The sequence below is a fragment of the Micromonospora sp. NPDC048907 genome (assembly GCF_055586885.1).
This window is the reverse complement of record NZ_JBVJHI010000001.1, coordinates 367,874-381,970: the sequence shown is the minus strand read 5'-3', so window position 1 is coordinate 381,970 and position 14,097 is coordinate 367,874. Positions and strand designations below refer to the sequence as shown.

Here is a 14,097-nt window from a genome sequence, read left to right as displayed (position 1 = left end):
ACCCGGGCCGCCCACCGCCGGTCCGGCGACGTCCCGGAGAATCCCCTGATCCTGCGCACCTGTGGGGCCGCCCGCGCGGTGCCGGCCCTAGGCTGTGCCCCATGACCGACCAGCGTGGCGGACCCGCCGACGAGTCCTGCGTGCTCCCCGAGGGGCCGTGGACCCACCGGTTCGTCGGCGCCAACGGCAGCCGGTTCCACGTCGTCGAGGCCGGCACCGGCCCCATGGTGCTCTTCCTGCACGGCTTCCCCGAATACTGGTACGCCTGGCGCGAGATGCTGCCGGCCGTCGCCGACGCCGGCTTCCGCGCGGTCGCGGTCGACCTGCGCGGCTACGGCGCGAGCGACAAGCCACCCCGGGGGTACGACGGCTACACCCTCGCCGCCGACGTGGCCGGGCTGATCCGCGCCCTGGGCGAACGGTCGGCCACCCTGGTCGGCAGCGGCGCCGGCGGCCTCGTCGCCTGGACCGCCGCCTCCTTCCACCCCAGCCTGGTCCGGCGGCTCGTGGTGCTCGCGGCACCGCACCCGCTCCGGCTGCGGGCCGCCCTCTTCGCCGACCCGCGCGGCCAGTTCGCCGCGTCCACCCCCACGCTGAAGTTCCAACTCCCCCGCTACGAGCACGTGCTGACCCGCGACGACGCCGCCGAGGTGGAGGCGATGCTGCGCCGCTGGGGCGGGCCGCGCTGGGTGAACGGGCCCGACTTCGACGCGTACGCCCGGTGCTGCCGGGTGGCCATGCAGATTCCGCAGGCGGCGTTCTGCGCCATGGAGGGCTACCGCTGGGCGTTCCGGTCGGTGCTGCGCCTGCACGGCTACCGGTTCGTCCGGCTCATGCAGAAACCGCTCGTCACCCCGACCCTGCAGCTGCACGGCGCGCTCGACCGGGCCTCGCTGCCCCGCACCGCCCAGGGCTCCGGCCGCTACGTCACCGCCCCCTACGAGTGGCGGCTCCTCGACGGCGTCGGCCACTTCCCCCATGTGGAGGCCCGGGACCTGGTGCTCGGCGAGATCCTGCGCTGGACGAAATCCTGACTCAGACCCGCTGCTCGCGCAGGTCGGTCACCTCGTTGGCGGGCGCCCAGCCCTGGTAGACACCGAAGTCGAAGGCCTCCAGCCCCATCTTCTGGGCCACCGGCCAGCGGCCGCCCGTGTACTCCACCCGCAGCCACCCGTCGTGCTCGGCGAGCACGATGAACGGCTGCCCCTGCCAGGTGCAGGTGGTCCGCACGTACGCCAGGTCCTCGACCTCGGCCGCCGGCACCACCCGGACGTGCCGGCCGGGGCGTACCTCGGTGAAGCCCTCGCCCGGTTCCGGCTGGTACAGGCGGACGTCGCCGCCGTCCGGGCTGGCCTGGTACTCCCGGCCGCGCCAGCGGGCCACGTAGCCGTCGCGGGTCACGCGTCGTCCGCCCTGACCCAGAGCAGCGCGTCGGTGTCCAGCACGGCGACCACCCGCTCGCTGCGATCGGCGCCGATCCGCCACAGCTCGGTGCCGTGCGGCAGCCGGGCGCTGTCCACCTTGAACTCGGCGACCACGTCGCTGCTCTCCCCCGGCGCGAAGCCGTTGCCGCGGAACGGCGGCCGCTCGATGACCCAGCCCTCCATGGCCCGCATCGCGGCCTCGTTCTGCCCGCCGTACGGGATGCGGTAGAGGCTCGGCCGGTAGGCCGGCCAGCGGAGCACGTAGATCTCCTCGGCGTCCCGGGAGAACGGCGAGCCGGGATGGCCGAGGCCGAGCGCGTCGTACAGCTCCGCCGGGGTGCCGAGGTGCGCCAGCTCGCTGGCCCGGTGCACGAAGCCGGAGACCCGGTCGTAGCCCCGCTCCAGGTAGTAGGCCAGCTGGCTCGGTGCGATCGCCTTCTGCATGGCCACCGGCCGCGTCGGGTCCACCGGCGGCGGGGCCGGCCGGGGTTCGGCCGCCGGCGCCGGTGCGGCGGCGGGCGGCTCCGGCTCGGTCTCGGGGTCGTCGCCCAACCCCACCTCGGCGGCCCAGTTGGCGAGCGCGAGAACCTGCTCCCCCGGGTACGTCGCCCCGACCGGCGTGCCCGGGTTCACGGCGAACGACCAGCTCACGTCCGGCCAGCGGCGGATGAGCTGGACGAACTTGACCCGTACCGTCTCGACCGGACCGCCGGCCCGATCCGCCAGGCGCTCGGCGGAGGTGTGGACGACCACATAGGTCCCGCCGTCGATCTGCTCGGTACGCCAGACGAAGCCGGCGTCCCCCGGACGGCTGCCCGCCGCCGACTCGGGTGCGACCGGCAGCAGCACCCGGGCCAGCAGGAGCGTGGTGAGGAAGCCGTCGGTGCTGCCGCTGCCGGCCGCGGTGAGCAGCTCCTCCTCCACCTCGTTCGCCGGCACGAAGTCGGCCTCCGCGGTGCTGCCCGTGGCGCTTGCCGGGGACGGGATGCCGGTGGCCCCCTCCCCCGTCGGCGCGGGCGCGGCGGCAGCCGTCGGCGCGAACACCGACGTGGTCGGCTCGTCGGCGGCGGTCGGCGCGAACACCGACGTGGTCGGCTCGTCGGCGGCCGTCGGCGCGAACAGCGGCACGGCCGGCTCGGCCGGCGGGAACACCGAGGTGGTCGGCTCAGCCGTGGGTGAGGTCGGCGCGAACAGGGAGGTGGTCGGCTCAGCCGGCGGCGGGGTCGGCGGGAACAGCGTGGTGGTCGGCTCGGGCGCCGGGGAGGTCGGTGCGAACAGCGACGTGGTCGCCTCGTCGGCCGGCGCGAACCGGTCCGGTGTGGACACCGCCGGGGCGATCGGCGGCCCCAGCGGCACGGTCGGCTCGTCCGGCGGCCCGCCGGCGTCGTCGCCCGGGCCGGCGGAAGTGAACAGAGACGGACGCGGGTCGTCCGCCGGGCCGAACATCGGCACGGTCGGCTCGCCCGGCGCCCCGGAGGGCCGCTCCCCCGGGTCGGAGGGCGCGGTGGCGACACGGCCGGGGGCGGGCGAGGCGGGCGGATCGCCCCTCAGCGGCAGGGTGGGGTCGGTGGGCCCGGCCCAGGGCACCGTCGGGTCACCGTCGGCCCCGGAGGCGGCCGCCGCCGCCATCGCGGACGCCGCCGGCACCGTCGGCACCCCGTACGGCTCGGCCGGCGCGCCGACGGTGGAGGGCGGGGGCGGCTCGGTCAGGTCGCGGGACTCGATGACGGTGCCCTCGATGACGATCGGGGTGAAGCCCCGGCGCGGCGCGGGCGGGCTGGACACCGGTTCGGCGACGGACGGCGGAAGCTCCTCGGCCTCCGCGAGGTCGCCCGGGGCGGGGATCGGTCGGGTGCGCTCGTCGGGGCCCGGCCCGCCCCCGGCGCCCGCGTGCCGGCGGGGCAGCGCCTGGGTGGTCTCGGCGGGCGGGGCGGCGGGGCGGAACGGCCGGCCCGGTTCCGCCGGCCGATCCGCGGGCGCCGGGTCGGCGGAGTCCACCCGGAACGCCTGCGTCGGCTCTCCCGGAACCGGCTCGTTCAGCGGCCGCCGGCGGGGGAACGGCTGGCCGCCGCCGGCGAACCGGGAGGGCGGCACCGCCCGGTCGCCACCGCGGCGCGGCGTGTCGAGCGGCGTGGGCCGTCGGGGCGAACTTCCCGAGGTGGGCTCGAAGAAGGACCGGGCGGGCGGCGGAGCGGGCTCGGCCGGCCCACCGTTGGCCGGCCCGGAGCTGCGGGTGTCGGCGAACGGGTCCGACTCGTCGGGGCGCCGGCGCAGGTCGGTGAGCCAGCCGGCGAGGTTGTCCAGGCCCGGATCGGCACCGGCCGGACCCGCGGGCCGCGCGTCCTCGGGCGTACGACGGCCGAGCGGGCGGGTCGACCGGCCGTTCGCCGGATCGGGGCGGAGGGACGGCGGCGGGGCGGCCGCGTCGGGGACGGCGGGCCGGGTGCTCGGGGCGGGAACGGTGGGGATCGGGACGGTCGACGGCTCGGGGACGGCCGGGCCGTGTCCGGTGCGGACCGGCTCGGGCGGGATCCGCCCGCCGGGCACCGGCGGCGGGACGTCCCGGCCGGGCGCGGACGGGCCACCCCGGGCGGCCCGGGTGGCGCTCTCCACCCGCTCCAGGCGGGCCCGGGCGCCCATGGTCCGGCCCGGAAGCCGGACGTCACCCCGGGCGAGTTGCGCCACGAACCAGGCCGGCAGGTAGCCCTCGACCGGCAGGCCGGGGTTGACCGCGAGCCACCACTCGTGGTTGGGCCAGTCGGCGGCCAGGTCGGCGTAGGGGAGGCGGCGGGTGGCGCCGGCGTTCTCGCCCAGGCAGGCGCGCAGGGCGGCGGCGGACGTGAAGGCCAGCACGTGCGTGCGGCCCCCGGTGGTCCAGGTGCCCCAGCCCGCCGGGCCCTGCCCGGGATGCGTCTCCGCGGCGACCGGCAGGAGCAGTTCCAGGCGGGTCAGGATGCGGAAGTAGAGCTGCTGGTCCTGTGCGCGCAACGCATCGCGCATCGCCACCTCGGCCTCGGTGGCCGGTTCCCATCCGGTCACGGCCACCTCTCCTTCCGTGAACAGGCCACAGGCATCGCCTACAACCTACAAGGTGGTAACAAGATCACAAATGCCTGGTTGGCGGCGGTCGGCCGGGTCGCCGGCGAGGCGCTAACATCCCGTTCCGGAGTCGACACGATACGGAGGCCGTCGATGTCCCGGCCCACCGCGCGCCCCTCCCTGGCCGTCCTGGCGGCCCTCCTCGTCGCCGGGTTGCCGGCCGCCCCGGCCTCGGCCCGCGCGCCCTCGGCCTGCGCCGCACCGACCGCGCCGGCTCGTCCCGTCGCGGAGCAGCCGTGGCCGCAGCAACGGTACGCGCCGGACCGGCTGGCCCCGCTCGCCACCGGCGCCGGCGTGGTGGTCGCGGTGGTCGACTCGGGGGTGGACCGGTCCCACCCGCAGCTCACCGGCCGGGTCCTCGACGGCGCCGACTTCCTCGACCCGGGCGGCGACGGCACCCGCGACTGCGCCGGGCACGGCACCGGCGTGGCGAGCCTGATCGCCGCCGCGCCCCGGCCGGGCGTGGCCTTCCGGGGGCTCGCCCCGGGCGCCCGCATCCTTCCCGTACGCGTCAGCGAACAGCAGGTCGTCGACGGGCGGGAGTCGGGGCGTACGGTCGGGGCGGCCGACTTCGCCCGGGCCATCCGGTGGGCGGTGGACCACGACGCCGACGTGGTCAACCTCTCCGTCGTCCTGTACGCGGACAACCCCGCCGTCCGCGCGGCGGTCGCCTACGCCGTGCGGCGGGACGTGGTGGTGGTTGCCGCCGCCGGCAACCTGCACGACAACGGCGACCCCCGGCCGTACCCGGCCGCGTACGACGGGGTGCTCGGGGTGGGTGCGATCGGGGCGGACGGCACCCGCGCCGCCTTCTCCCAGACCGGCCCGTACGTCGACCTGGTCGCCCCGGGCAGCGACGTGCTGATGGCGGCGCCCCGGCAGGGCCACCACCGGGCGGAGGGGACGAGCTACGCGGCGCCCTTCGTGGCCGGCACGGCGGCGCTGCTCCGGCAGTATCACCCCGGGCTGGGCGCGGCGGAGATCGCCCGGCGGATCGTGGCCAGCGCCGACCCGGCCCCGGGGCGGGAGGACGGCTACGGCGCCGGGGTGCTGAACCCGTACCGCGCGGTGACCGAGTCACCGGTCGTCACGGCGGCTCGCCCCCGGGCCGGGGCCGCGTTGCCGGTCGACCGGCCGGACCCGGCGGAGCTGGCCCGGCAGGCCCGCCGCACGTCGGCCCGGCACCGGGCGCTGCTGGTGGCCGCCGCGACCGGTGCCACGGCCCTGGCGGTGGTGCTGCTCGCCGTGGTGCTGCCCCGGGGGGTGCGCCGCCGCTGGCGCCCGGCCGGCCCGGCCTGACCCGCACCGCCGCGCCAGCTGCCGGCGGACAGCGACGGGGCGGCACGGGCCGGAGCCCGTGCCGCCCCGCGGGGGTCACTGGAACAGGTTGACGTTGCGCTTCTCGGTGTCGAGGTAGTCGGCCGCGGAGTCCTCCACGGCCAGCTTGATGTCGCGCAGCATCGCCTGGAGGTCCTGCGACGCGGCCCGCCAGCGGGCCTGCCGGTGCTCGTACGCCTCGCGCGCCTCGCCGGACCAGCTCCCGACAAGCGGGGCGGCGTCGCGTTCGAGCTGCCCGAGCTGGCTCTCGAGGGTGGTCAGCGCCCTCTGGATGTCGGCGCCGGCCTGTTGCAGAGCGGCGAAGTTGACGACCAGCACACCGTGGTCCATCGATCGGTCCTTCCCGTCAGAGGGGCAGCTGGATGCCGCGGTTGGTGCCCGCCACGCGGCCGGCGGCCTCGGTGTCGGACACGTCGTAGTGCCGGCCGGCGGTGCGGATCGCCGTCGCGGTCTCCCGCAGCGCCCGCTGCAGGGCCTTCTGGTCCTGCGCCCACTGCTGCTTGACCTGCTCGAAGGAGCGCCCGCCGGCGCCCCGCCAGGCCTGTTGCAACACCTCCAGCTCGGCCATGAGGCCGCTGAGCATGGTCTGCAACGACTGGTCTACCTGCTCGAACTTCGCGGCGGTGTGCTGCATCACCGCGGCTTCTGCCTGAGTCTGGGACACCCCGGACGTCACCTCGTCTCCTCGGTCGTGGCTGGCCGCCGGAACGACCACCGTGGACTCGCCGGAGCGCGCCACCGGAGAAGGGGGGAAGGGGACGGCGGGCGCGCTCGACGGAACTCGTCGCTGACGGTAGCCGTCCGACTCCGGTTCTGCTACCCCTTCGGGCTCCCCTGTGGACGGCGAAGCTCTACGATGAGCCACGGCGGCGTCACTCGGCGAACGGGCGGAGGAGGTGCGGTGACCGCGACCACCAGGATCCGGCCGGCGTCCGTCCGCCCTCCACACCGGACGCGCCGCCCGGTGTCGACCGTCCGGGCCGGGCAGGTGGTGACGGCGCAGGTGGCCGTGGCCGCGCTCGTCGCAGCCGTGGGCCGGGGCGTGCTGGTGACCGCGGCCGCCCTGCTGCTGGCGGCGGTGCTGCTGCCCGCCGCCTGGGTGCGGCTCCGGGGCCGCTGGCTGTTCGAGTGGTTCGCCGTCGGCGCGGCCCACCTGACCCGGCGGCGCGCCCTCCCGGCAACCGCCGGGCCGGCGGCGCTGCTGGAGCTGGCCCGCCCCGGGGCGGTGGTGCACGCGGCCGAGCTGGCCGGCGGCCCGGCGGCGGTGCTGGAGGACGCCGCCGGGATGACCGCGCTGCTGGAGATCGGCGACCCGGACGACCTGCTCGGCGACGGCGCGCGGGAGCTGCCGCCGCCGCTCGGCCTGCTGCCCCCGGCGGGGCCGGAGAGTCCGCCGGTCCGGATCCAGCTGCTGTTCTCCGCGTCGCGCGCGCCGGCGCCCGCCGCCGCAGCGGGCACGGCCGGCACCTCGTACCGGCAGCTCACCGGCGGGCGGCTGGCGGCGCGGGCCCGGGTGGTGCTGGCCGTCCGGGCGCTCCGGGCCGACGGTTGGTCCGACGACGAGTTGCGCCGGGCGCTCTCCGGCACGGTCCGGCGGGTCGTGCGCCGGCTCGGCCCGCTCACCGGTCGTCCCCTCGGTGGTCCCGCGGCGCTGCGCGTGGTGGCCGAACTGGCACACCACGACGCCGGGGCGCCGGTCCGGGAGAGCTGGCCGGCCGTGACAGTGGGCGGGCTGCCGCAGACCACCTGGCGGCTGCGCCGCTGGCCGGACCCGCGCACCGACGCGGCACGGCGGCTGGTGCCCCGGCTGCTGGCGCTGCCGGCGACCGCCACCACCGTCTCGCTCTGCGCGGGCCCGCGGTCCGGCGCCGACCCGGCTCCCACACCGGCCGAGCTGACCGTACGCCTGGCCGCCCGCACCACCGCGGAGCTGGCGGTGGCCGAGCGGGCGCTGCGCCGGCTCGCCGGGGACCTCGGTGCCGAGCTGCGCCGGCTGGACGGCGAGCACCTGAGCGGGCTGGCCGCCACCCTGCCGCTGGCGGTGGCCCGGCCGGACGCACCCCCGGTCGGGCCCGAACTGGCCGCCCTGGAGTTCGCCCTCGGCGAGGCCGGGTTGATGGTGGGGGCCAACCGGCACGGCGGCGCGGTGACCGTACGCCTGTTCCGCCCCACGACGACCCGGTTGTTGCTGGTAGGTGGGGTACGCGCCGCCCAGCTGCTGACCCTGCGGGCGCTGGCGCTCGGCGCGCGGGTCGCGGTGCAGACGGCGCGGCCCCGGGTTTGGGAGCCCTTCGTCCGGGGGGTCGGCGTGCCCGGCGGCGCGGTGCCGCTGGTCCCGCCGGGGCGGCCGGTCGGCGGCCCACCCGGCTCCCCGCTGCGCCCCCTGCTGCTGGTGGTCGACGCCGGCCCGGTGCCGCCGGAGGCCGGTCCGGCGGTGCCCTGGCAGTCCGTCCTCGTGGTCCGCGACGAGCTGACCCCGGCCGACACGGCCGCGCTGGCCCGCGCGGACCTGGCGATCCTGCAACCGCTCGACGTCGGCGAGGCGGCGCTGGCCGGCGCGACGCTCGGCCTAGGCGGCTCGGCGGAGTGGTTGACCCGGATCCGGGACGACATGGTGGCGGTGGTGAACCGGCGGGCGCTGCGCTGGGCGCTGCTCTCGCCGACGCCGATCGAGTCTCAACTGGTCGGTCGCCCGGCCCGCCACTGAGCCGGCACGGGTTCCGCGAGTCGACGCGGCGTGGCACGATCCCGGCCATGGATTTTCTGAAGGGTCTTCTGATCCGGCTGGGCACGACGGCCGTGGCGTTCTGGTTGGCCACGCTGCTCATTCCGGGCATCACGCTGGACTCGGATTCGGCCACCGAGACGGTGACCACGCTGGTGCTCGTCGCGGTGATCTTCGGTGTCGTCAACGCGGTGCTCCAGCCGATCATCAAGACCGTCGGCTGCGGTTTCTACCTGCTGACCCTCGGCCTGATCGCGTTGGTGGTCAACGGACTGCTGTTCCTGCTCACCAGCTGGATCGCCGGTGAGGCCGGGCTGCCCTTCCACGTGGACGGTTTCTGGCCGGCCGCGGTGCTGGGCGCGCTCTTCGTCGGCATCGTGACCTGGATCCTGGGCGCCGTCCTCGACCGCGACTGAGCGCGGACCACCCGCCGATTCCCGCCCGCCGGCCCGGTCCAGTGGGCGGGAATTGGCCGGTGAGGGCCGCCGGGGCCGCAACTAGGGTCGGAGGGGTGTTCACTCTGACCCACCCCGACGGCTACCTGCTCAGCACCGATCCGGACCGGCTCGACCTGGACCGGGTGCACCACTGGCTCTCCACCGACGCGTACTGGGCGCTCGGGCGGGACCGGGACACCGTCGCGCGGGCCTTCGCCGGGTCGATCGGCTTCGGCGTCTACCGCCCGGGGGACGGGCGCCAGGTCGCGGTGGCCCGGGTGGTCACCGACCGGGCGACCTTCGCCTGGCTCTGCGACGTCTACGTCGACCGGGCCGAGCGCGGCCGGGGGCTGGGCACCTGGCTGGCCGGAGCGGCGCGCGACCACCTGGCCGAGTGGGGCGTACGCCGGATCGTGCTGGCCACCGCCGACGCGCACGGCGTCTACGCGAAGGTCGGCTTCACGCCGGTCGAGCCGGACCGCTGGATGGAGTACGACCAGCGCGTGACCCAGCTCACTGGAAAGGAGCAAAGCGCCGCTTCACCACTTACGGTGGAGGCGTGAACCAGACCCGTCTCGGCTACCTCTACGGCTTTGGCGCGTACCTGATCTGGGGTTTCTTCCCGATCTACCTGAAGCTGCTCCGCCCGGCCGGCCCGGTGGAGATCCTCGCGCACCGGATCGTCTGGTCGGTGGTCTTCGTGGCGCTGCTGCTGGCCGCGATGCGCAACATCGGCTTCCTGCGGGCACTGGCCCGGCGACCCCGCGCGCTGGCCGCCATCGCGGCCGCCGCCGCGCTCATCGCGGTCAACTGGGGCACCTACATCTACGGGGTGAACTCCGACCGGGTGGTGGAGACGGCCCTCGGCTACTTCATCAACCCCCTGGTCGTGGTGCTCATCGGGGTCTTCGTGCTGCGCGAGCGGCTGCGCCCGGCACAGTGGGCGGCGCTCGGCGTGGGTGGCCTCGCGGTGGCGGTGCTGACCGTCGACTACGGCCGGCTGCCCTGGCTCGCCCTCGTGCTGGCCTTCAGCTTCGCCGGGTACGGGCTGGTCAAGAAGCGGCTCGGGCTGCCCGCCGCGGAGGGGCTGTTCGTCGAGTCGGCGGTGCTGGCCCTGCCCGCCCTGGCGTACCTCGGTTGGCTGGGCCGGCAGGGCGAGGCGACCTTCGGGCACGGCTCGGCCGGGCACACGGCGCTGCTGGTGCTGGCCGGCGCGGCCACCGCGATCCCGCTGCTGCTCTTCGCCGGGGCGGCCAACCGCCTGCCGCTCACCGGGTTGGGCATGTTGCAGTACCTGGCGCCGATCCTCCAGCTCGGCTGCGGCGTGCTGGTCTTCCACGAGCCCATGCCGCCGGCCCGGCTGGCGGGGTTCGGCCTGGTCTGGGTCGCCCTCGTGGTGTTCACCGTGGACGCCGTCCGCCACACCCGCCGCACCCGCGCGCAGGCGCGGGCCGCCACCCTGGTGCCCGCCGAGGCCCGCTGACCGCGCCTCAGCGGGCGTCGAAGGCGAGGACCGGGGTGCCGTCGGCGCGCACCAGTTCGAGCCGCACCAGCTCTCCGTGGGTGAAGTGGGTCGCGCCCACCACGCGGACGTTGTCACCGGGCGCGGCCAGCCAGGTGCCGACCTGCTCCGTCGCGCCGTCCGGGCCGTGCGCCACCAGCCGGAAGGTGTACGCCTCCCGGTGACCGGCGCGCTGGTCGTACCCGCAGCGCATGGTGACCTCGGTGCCCCACCTCTTGTCGGTCAGGCCGACCTCGGCGTGCAGCGGCACCGCACCGGCGACCGGCCGCATGGCCGTCATGGTCACCGGCGCCGGGGCGGTGGTCGTGGCCGTGGCCGTCGGCGGCGGGGCGGCCGGCGGGCGGACCAGGGACACCCCGACGCCGGCCAGCACCGCGAGCGCGGCCGCGGCGAGGGCGGTCAGCGCGTATCGGCGGCGGGACCGGGACCGCTCGCGGCGCCGGCGGTCCCGCGCGGCGTCGAGCAGCGCGGGCACCCGGGACGTCTCGGTGGCGGACGGCAGGAACTGCTCCAGCCCCGCCGGGTCGAGCCGGCCGAGCAGGCCGGGCAGCACCGCGATCTCGGCCACCGCCTCCCGGCAGGACGCGCAGCCGCCGAGGTGCCGCTCGTAGGCTGCCCGGTCGGCGGGGGCGAGGGCGCCCAGGACGTACGCGCCGTCGTCGTGCTCGAACTCGCAGCGGGTCATCCGGTCACCCCCATTTCGGCCAGCACCAACCGTAGTGAGCGCAGCGCGTAGTGGGTCCGCGACTTCACCGTGCCCGGCGGCACCCCGAGCCGGGCGGCCGCCTCCGCCACCGACCGCCCCTGGTAGAAGCACTCGACCAGCACCTCCCGATGGGTGGTGCTCAGCCGGTTCAGCGCCTCGGCCACGGTCCACGCCTCCACCGCGCGCTCCGTCTCGTCGACCGTCTCGGCGGGTTCGGGCAGCTCGTCGGTGTAGACCTCGCCGACCCGGGTGGACCGCCGGCGCCAGGCGTCGATGGCCAGATTCCGGGCGGTGGTGAAGAGCCAGGCGCGGACGGAGCCACGCCGCGGATCCAGCGACTCGGGGTGCCGCCAGGCCCGGAGCAGCGTCTCCTGCACCAGGTCCTCGGCGCGCGACCGGTCGCCGTTGACCAGCCGGAGGGCATGCGCGAAGAGCGCGTCGGCATGCTCGTCGTGCAGCGCGCGCAGCAGTTGGGCGTCGTGGTCACTGATGGCGGTACCTCGCTTCCGGCGGCGGGGAGACCGGCGATGCGTTCGCCCGTTGATACGTGCCGTGACGCCGAACGGTTCAGCCCCAGCTCACACCGCAGGTGTGCACGTGCGGCCGCGGGCCTGCCCACCCTGTCCGGAAGGGACCCGCACGCCGTGCCGGATCTCAGGTGTCCGCGGCGATCCCGTCGGCGACCGCGCGGGCGACCGTGAGCAGCTTGGCCCGGACCACCCGGGCGGAGGTCATCATCTCGCTGGCCGGCAGCGCGCAGGCCAGGACGACCCGGCGCTCGATGTCCTTGTCGGGGGTGACCAGCACCGCCGCGCAGGCCACTCCCTGCCGGAACTGCCCCAGCTCCAGCTGCATGCCGCGGCGGTCGCCGGCGGCCAGGTCGGCCTCGAACGCCTCGACGGTGGTGAGGGTGGCACTGGTGAACGGGCGCATGCCGTACTCGCGCAGGTAGCGGAAGCGCTGCTCGGCCGTGAGGGTGGCGAGCAGGCTCTTGCCGAGCGCCGTGGCGTGGGCCCCCTCGTCGAAGCCCGGCACCAGGTCCTCCAGGTACGGCGAGCGCGGCCCCTCGGACACCGCCGTGATCGCCACCTGGCCACCCACGAACCGGCCCAGGTAGTGACTCCAGCCGGTGTCCGCGGCGGCCCGCCGCAGCGCCTCCCCGACCGGCGGCGGCCCGCGGAACGCGGTGACCAGCTCCCGGTAGCGGTCGGCGACCTCCAGCCCGACGATGTACGTGCCGTCCTCCCGGCGGATCACGTAACCCTCGTACGCCAGCGTGCGCACCAGGTGGTAGGTGGTGGCGACGGTCAGCTCGCAGCGGCGGGCGATCTGCTTGACGGTGAGCCCCTTCGGCGCACGGCCGACCGACTCGAGCACTCGTAGCGCGCGGGAGACACTTCGGATCAGGTCCGAAGGTTCCGCCAAGGGGTCACGCACAACCACCTCCGCCGCCGGGGACTTACACCATATGAAAAACAGGCCGAGTGCGAAATGCCTGTTCGGATCGAGGATGCCAGATCACCGGGCACAGACAGTGCACCGACAGACACGATCAGCTGCCGAAACGTGGCCGGCGTAGGTTTGCCGGACCATGACCGAAACAACGCTGCACCCCGCTCCGCCCGCGTCCCGGCGTACCCTCCGGGTCAACGCGGGCGCGATCGTCACCACGATCGCCTGCGTCCTGCCCGTCTTCCTGGTCGGCGGCCTCGCCGTGCAGATGGGCGACGACCTCGGTTTCACCCCGGCCGGGCTCGGCCTGGCCGTCTCGGTCTACTTCGGCGTCAGCGCCCTCGCCTCGGTGCCCTCCGGGGCCCTGGTCGAGCGGTACGGGCCGGCCGTGGTGGCCCGCGCCGGCATCCTGCTCTCGGCCGGCTCACTGCTGGCCGTGGCGGGGCTGGCCCGCTCGTACCCGGTGCTGGTGGCGCTGCTCGCGCTCAGCGCCGCCGCCAACGCCCTCGGCCAGCTCGCCAGCAACGCCGCGCTGGCCCGCCACGTGCCCGCCCACCGGCAGGGGCTCTCCTTCGGGGTGAAGCAGGCCGCCATCCCGGTCTCCACCCTGCTGGCCGGCGCGGCGGTGCCGACCGTCGCGTTGACCGCCGGTTGGCGCTGGGCGTTCGTGGCCGCCGCCGTCGCGGCGCTGGCCGCGCTGCCGGCCGTACCTCCGGCCGAGCGGGACCGGGTCCGGCCCGCCGCCGCCGGCCGGGCGGGCCGGGCCACGACGGCGCTCGTGGTGGTCGGCGTGGCGGCGACCCTGGCGGCCGCCGCGGCGAACGCGCTGGGCACCTTCGTGGTCGACTCGGCGGCCAACCGGGGGCTGTCCCCGGCGCTCGCCGGGCTCACCCTCACCCTGGGCAGCGCGGTCTGCGTGGCGGCCCGGGTGGGCGCCGGCTGGCTGGCCGACCGCCGGGAGAGCGGGCACGTCGCGCTGATCGCCGGGATGCTGGTGGTGGGCGCCGTGGGGCTGGTCCTGCTCGCGGTGGCCGGCCCGGTGCCGCTGGTCGCCGGCGTGGTGCTCGGCTTCGGCCTCGGCTGGGCCTGGCCCGGGCTGATGAACTTCGCGGTGGTCCGGCTCCACCCGCAGGCCCCGGCCGCCGCCACGTCGATCACCCAGACCGGCGTGTACGCGGGCGGCTGCCTCGGCCCGTTGGGCCTCGGCACGATCGCCGACACCCTCGGCTACCAGGCGATGTGGGGCACCGCGGCGGCCGCCATGCTCCTGGCCGCCGCCTTCATGCTGGCGGGTGCCCGCCTCCTGTCCCGCTCCCCGGCCACCTCTCCGGCGGCCACCTCCCGTTGATCATGAAGTTATTGCCATCGGGCACGGCGTGTCGTGGCGATAACTT

The 14,097-nt window shown here is 76.2% G+C and carries 14 protein-coding genes; 7 read left to right on the top strand and 7 right to left on the bottom strand.

Going from position 1 to position 14,097, the window contains the following annotated elements; translation table 11 throughout:
- The first annotated feature begins 101 nt into the window (after positions 1–101).
- Positions 102–1,034 carry an alpha/beta fold hydrolase gene (locus ACZ6PY_RS01940; RefSeq protein WP_466068344.1) on the top strand — a complete coding sequence of 311 codons (933 nt, stop codon included), beginning with the start codon at positions 102–104 and terminating at the stop codon, positions 1,032–1,034.
- Position 1,035: 1 nt separating this feature from the next.
- Here the strand turns inward: ACZ6PY_RS01940 and ACZ6PY_RS01935 are convergent, their stop codons facing one another.
- Together ACZ6PY_RS01935 and ACZ6PY_RS01930 are read right to left on the bottom strand one after the other, a co-directional pair.
- Positions 1,036–1,401, bottom strand: coding sequence for a hypothetical protein (locus ACZ6PY_RS01935; RefSeq protein ID WP_107077365.1), 366 nt, complete (start codon positions 1,399–1,401; stop codon positions 1,036–1,038).
- Positions 1,398–4,463 (bottom strand): SseB family protein, encoded by a 3,066-nt coding sequence (locus ACZ6PY_RS01930; protein WP_466068342.1) that lies wholly within the window; start codon positions 4,461–4,463, stop codon positions 1,398–1,400. The genes ACZ6PY_RS01935 and ACZ6PY_RS01930 overlap by 4 nt, the downstream gene beginning before the upstream one ends.
- 153 nt (positions 4,464–4,616) lie before the next feature.
- On the opposite strand from ACZ6PY_RS01930, the gene mycP reads away from it, so the two are divergent.
- Positions 4,617–5,822: a type VII secretion-associated serine protease mycosin gene (mycP, locus tag ACZ6PY_RS01925; RefSeq protein WP_466068340.1), complete on the top strand. Its 1,206-nt coding sequence runs from the start codon at positions 4,617–4,619 to the stop codon at positions 5,820–5,822.
- 75 nt (positions 5,823–5,897) lie between these two features.
- Here the strand turns inward: mycP and ACZ6PY_RS01920 are convergent, their stop codons facing one another.
- Entirely contained in the window at positions 5,898–6,191 is a 294-nt protein-coding gene (locus tag ACZ6PY_RS01920) for a WXG100 family type VII secretion target (protein WP_466068338.1), read from the bottom strand.
- 16 nt (positions 6,192–6,207) lie between these two features.
- On the bottom strand, positions 6,208–6,525 hold the full coding sequence (locus ACZ6PY_RS01915; protein ID WP_262283332.1) for a WXG100 family type VII secretion target: 318 nt from the start codon (positions 6,523–6,525) through the stop codon (positions 6,208–6,210).
- A 237-nt stretch (positions 6,526–6,762) separates the two neighbouring features.
- On the opposite strand from ACZ6PY_RS01915, the gene eccE reads away from it, so the two are divergent.
- The 4 genes from eccE (at position 6,763) to rarD (ending at position 10,506) form a co-directional block, all read left to right on the top strand.
- Positions 6,763–8,568 (top strand): type VII secretion protein EccE, encoded by a 1,806-nt coding sequence (gene eccE / locus ACZ6PY_RS01910; RefSeq protein WP_466068336.1) that lies wholly within the window; start codon positions 6,763–6,765, stop codon positions 8,566–8,568.
- Between the two features lie 47 nt (positions 8,569–8,615).
- Positions 8,616–9,002 carry a phage holin family protein gene (locus tag ACZ6PY_RS01905; RefSeq protein WP_151461348.1) on the top strand — a complete coding sequence of 129 codons (387 nt, stop codon included), beginning with the start codon at positions 8,616–8,618 and terminating at the stop codon, positions 9,000–9,002.
- 95 nt (positions 9,003–9,097) lie between these two features.
- Positions 9,098–9,586: a GNAT family N-acetyltransferase gene (locus tag ACZ6PY_RS01900; RefSeq protein ID WP_466068334.1), complete on the top strand. Its 489-nt coding sequence runs from the start codon at positions 9,098–9,100 to the stop codon at positions 9,584–9,586.
- On the top strand, positions 9,583–10,506 hold the full coding sequence (gene rarD, locus ACZ6PY_RS01895) for an EamA family transporter RarD (RefSeq protein ID WP_466068332.1): 924 nt from the start codon (positions 9,583–9,585) through the stop codon (positions 10,504–10,506). The genes ACZ6PY_RS01900 and rarD overlap by 4 nt, the downstream gene beginning before the upstream one ends.
- Before the next feature lie 7 nt (positions 10,507–10,513).
- Here the strand turns inward: rarD and ACZ6PY_RS01890 are convergent, their stop codons facing one another.
- The 3 genes from ACZ6PY_RS01890 to ACZ6PY_RS01880 form a co-directional block, all read right to left on the bottom strand.
- A complete protein-coding gene (locus ACZ6PY_RS01890; RefSeq protein WP_466068330.1) occupies positions 10,514–11,230 on the bottom strand; it encodes an anti-sigma factor family protein in 717 nt (238 codons plus the stop codon).
- Positions 11,227–11,742, bottom strand: coding sequence for a sigma-70 family RNA polymerase sigma factor (locus ACZ6PY_RS01885; protein ID WP_151461344.1), 516 nt, complete (start codon positions 11,740–11,742; stop codon positions 11,227–11,229). The genes ACZ6PY_RS01890 and ACZ6PY_RS01885 overlap by 4 nt, the downstream gene beginning before the upstream one ends.
- 163 nt (positions 11,743–11,905) lie before the next feature.
- A complete protein-coding gene (locus tag ACZ6PY_RS01880) occupies positions 11,906–12,688 on the bottom strand; it encodes an IclR family transcriptional regulator (protein ID WP_262283336.1) in 783 nt (260 codons plus the stop codon).
- 154 nt (positions 12,689–12,842) lie between these two features.
- Between ACZ6PY_RS01880 and ACZ6PY_RS01875 the strand changes: the two genes are divergently transcribed.
- Complete coding sequence (locus ACZ6PY_RS01875) at positions 12,843–14,051, top strand: MFS transporter (RefSeq protein ID WP_466068328.1); 1,209 nt, start codon at positions 12,843–12,845, stop codon at positions 14,049–14,051.
- The last annotated feature ends 46 nt before the right edge of the window (positions 14,052–14,097 follow it).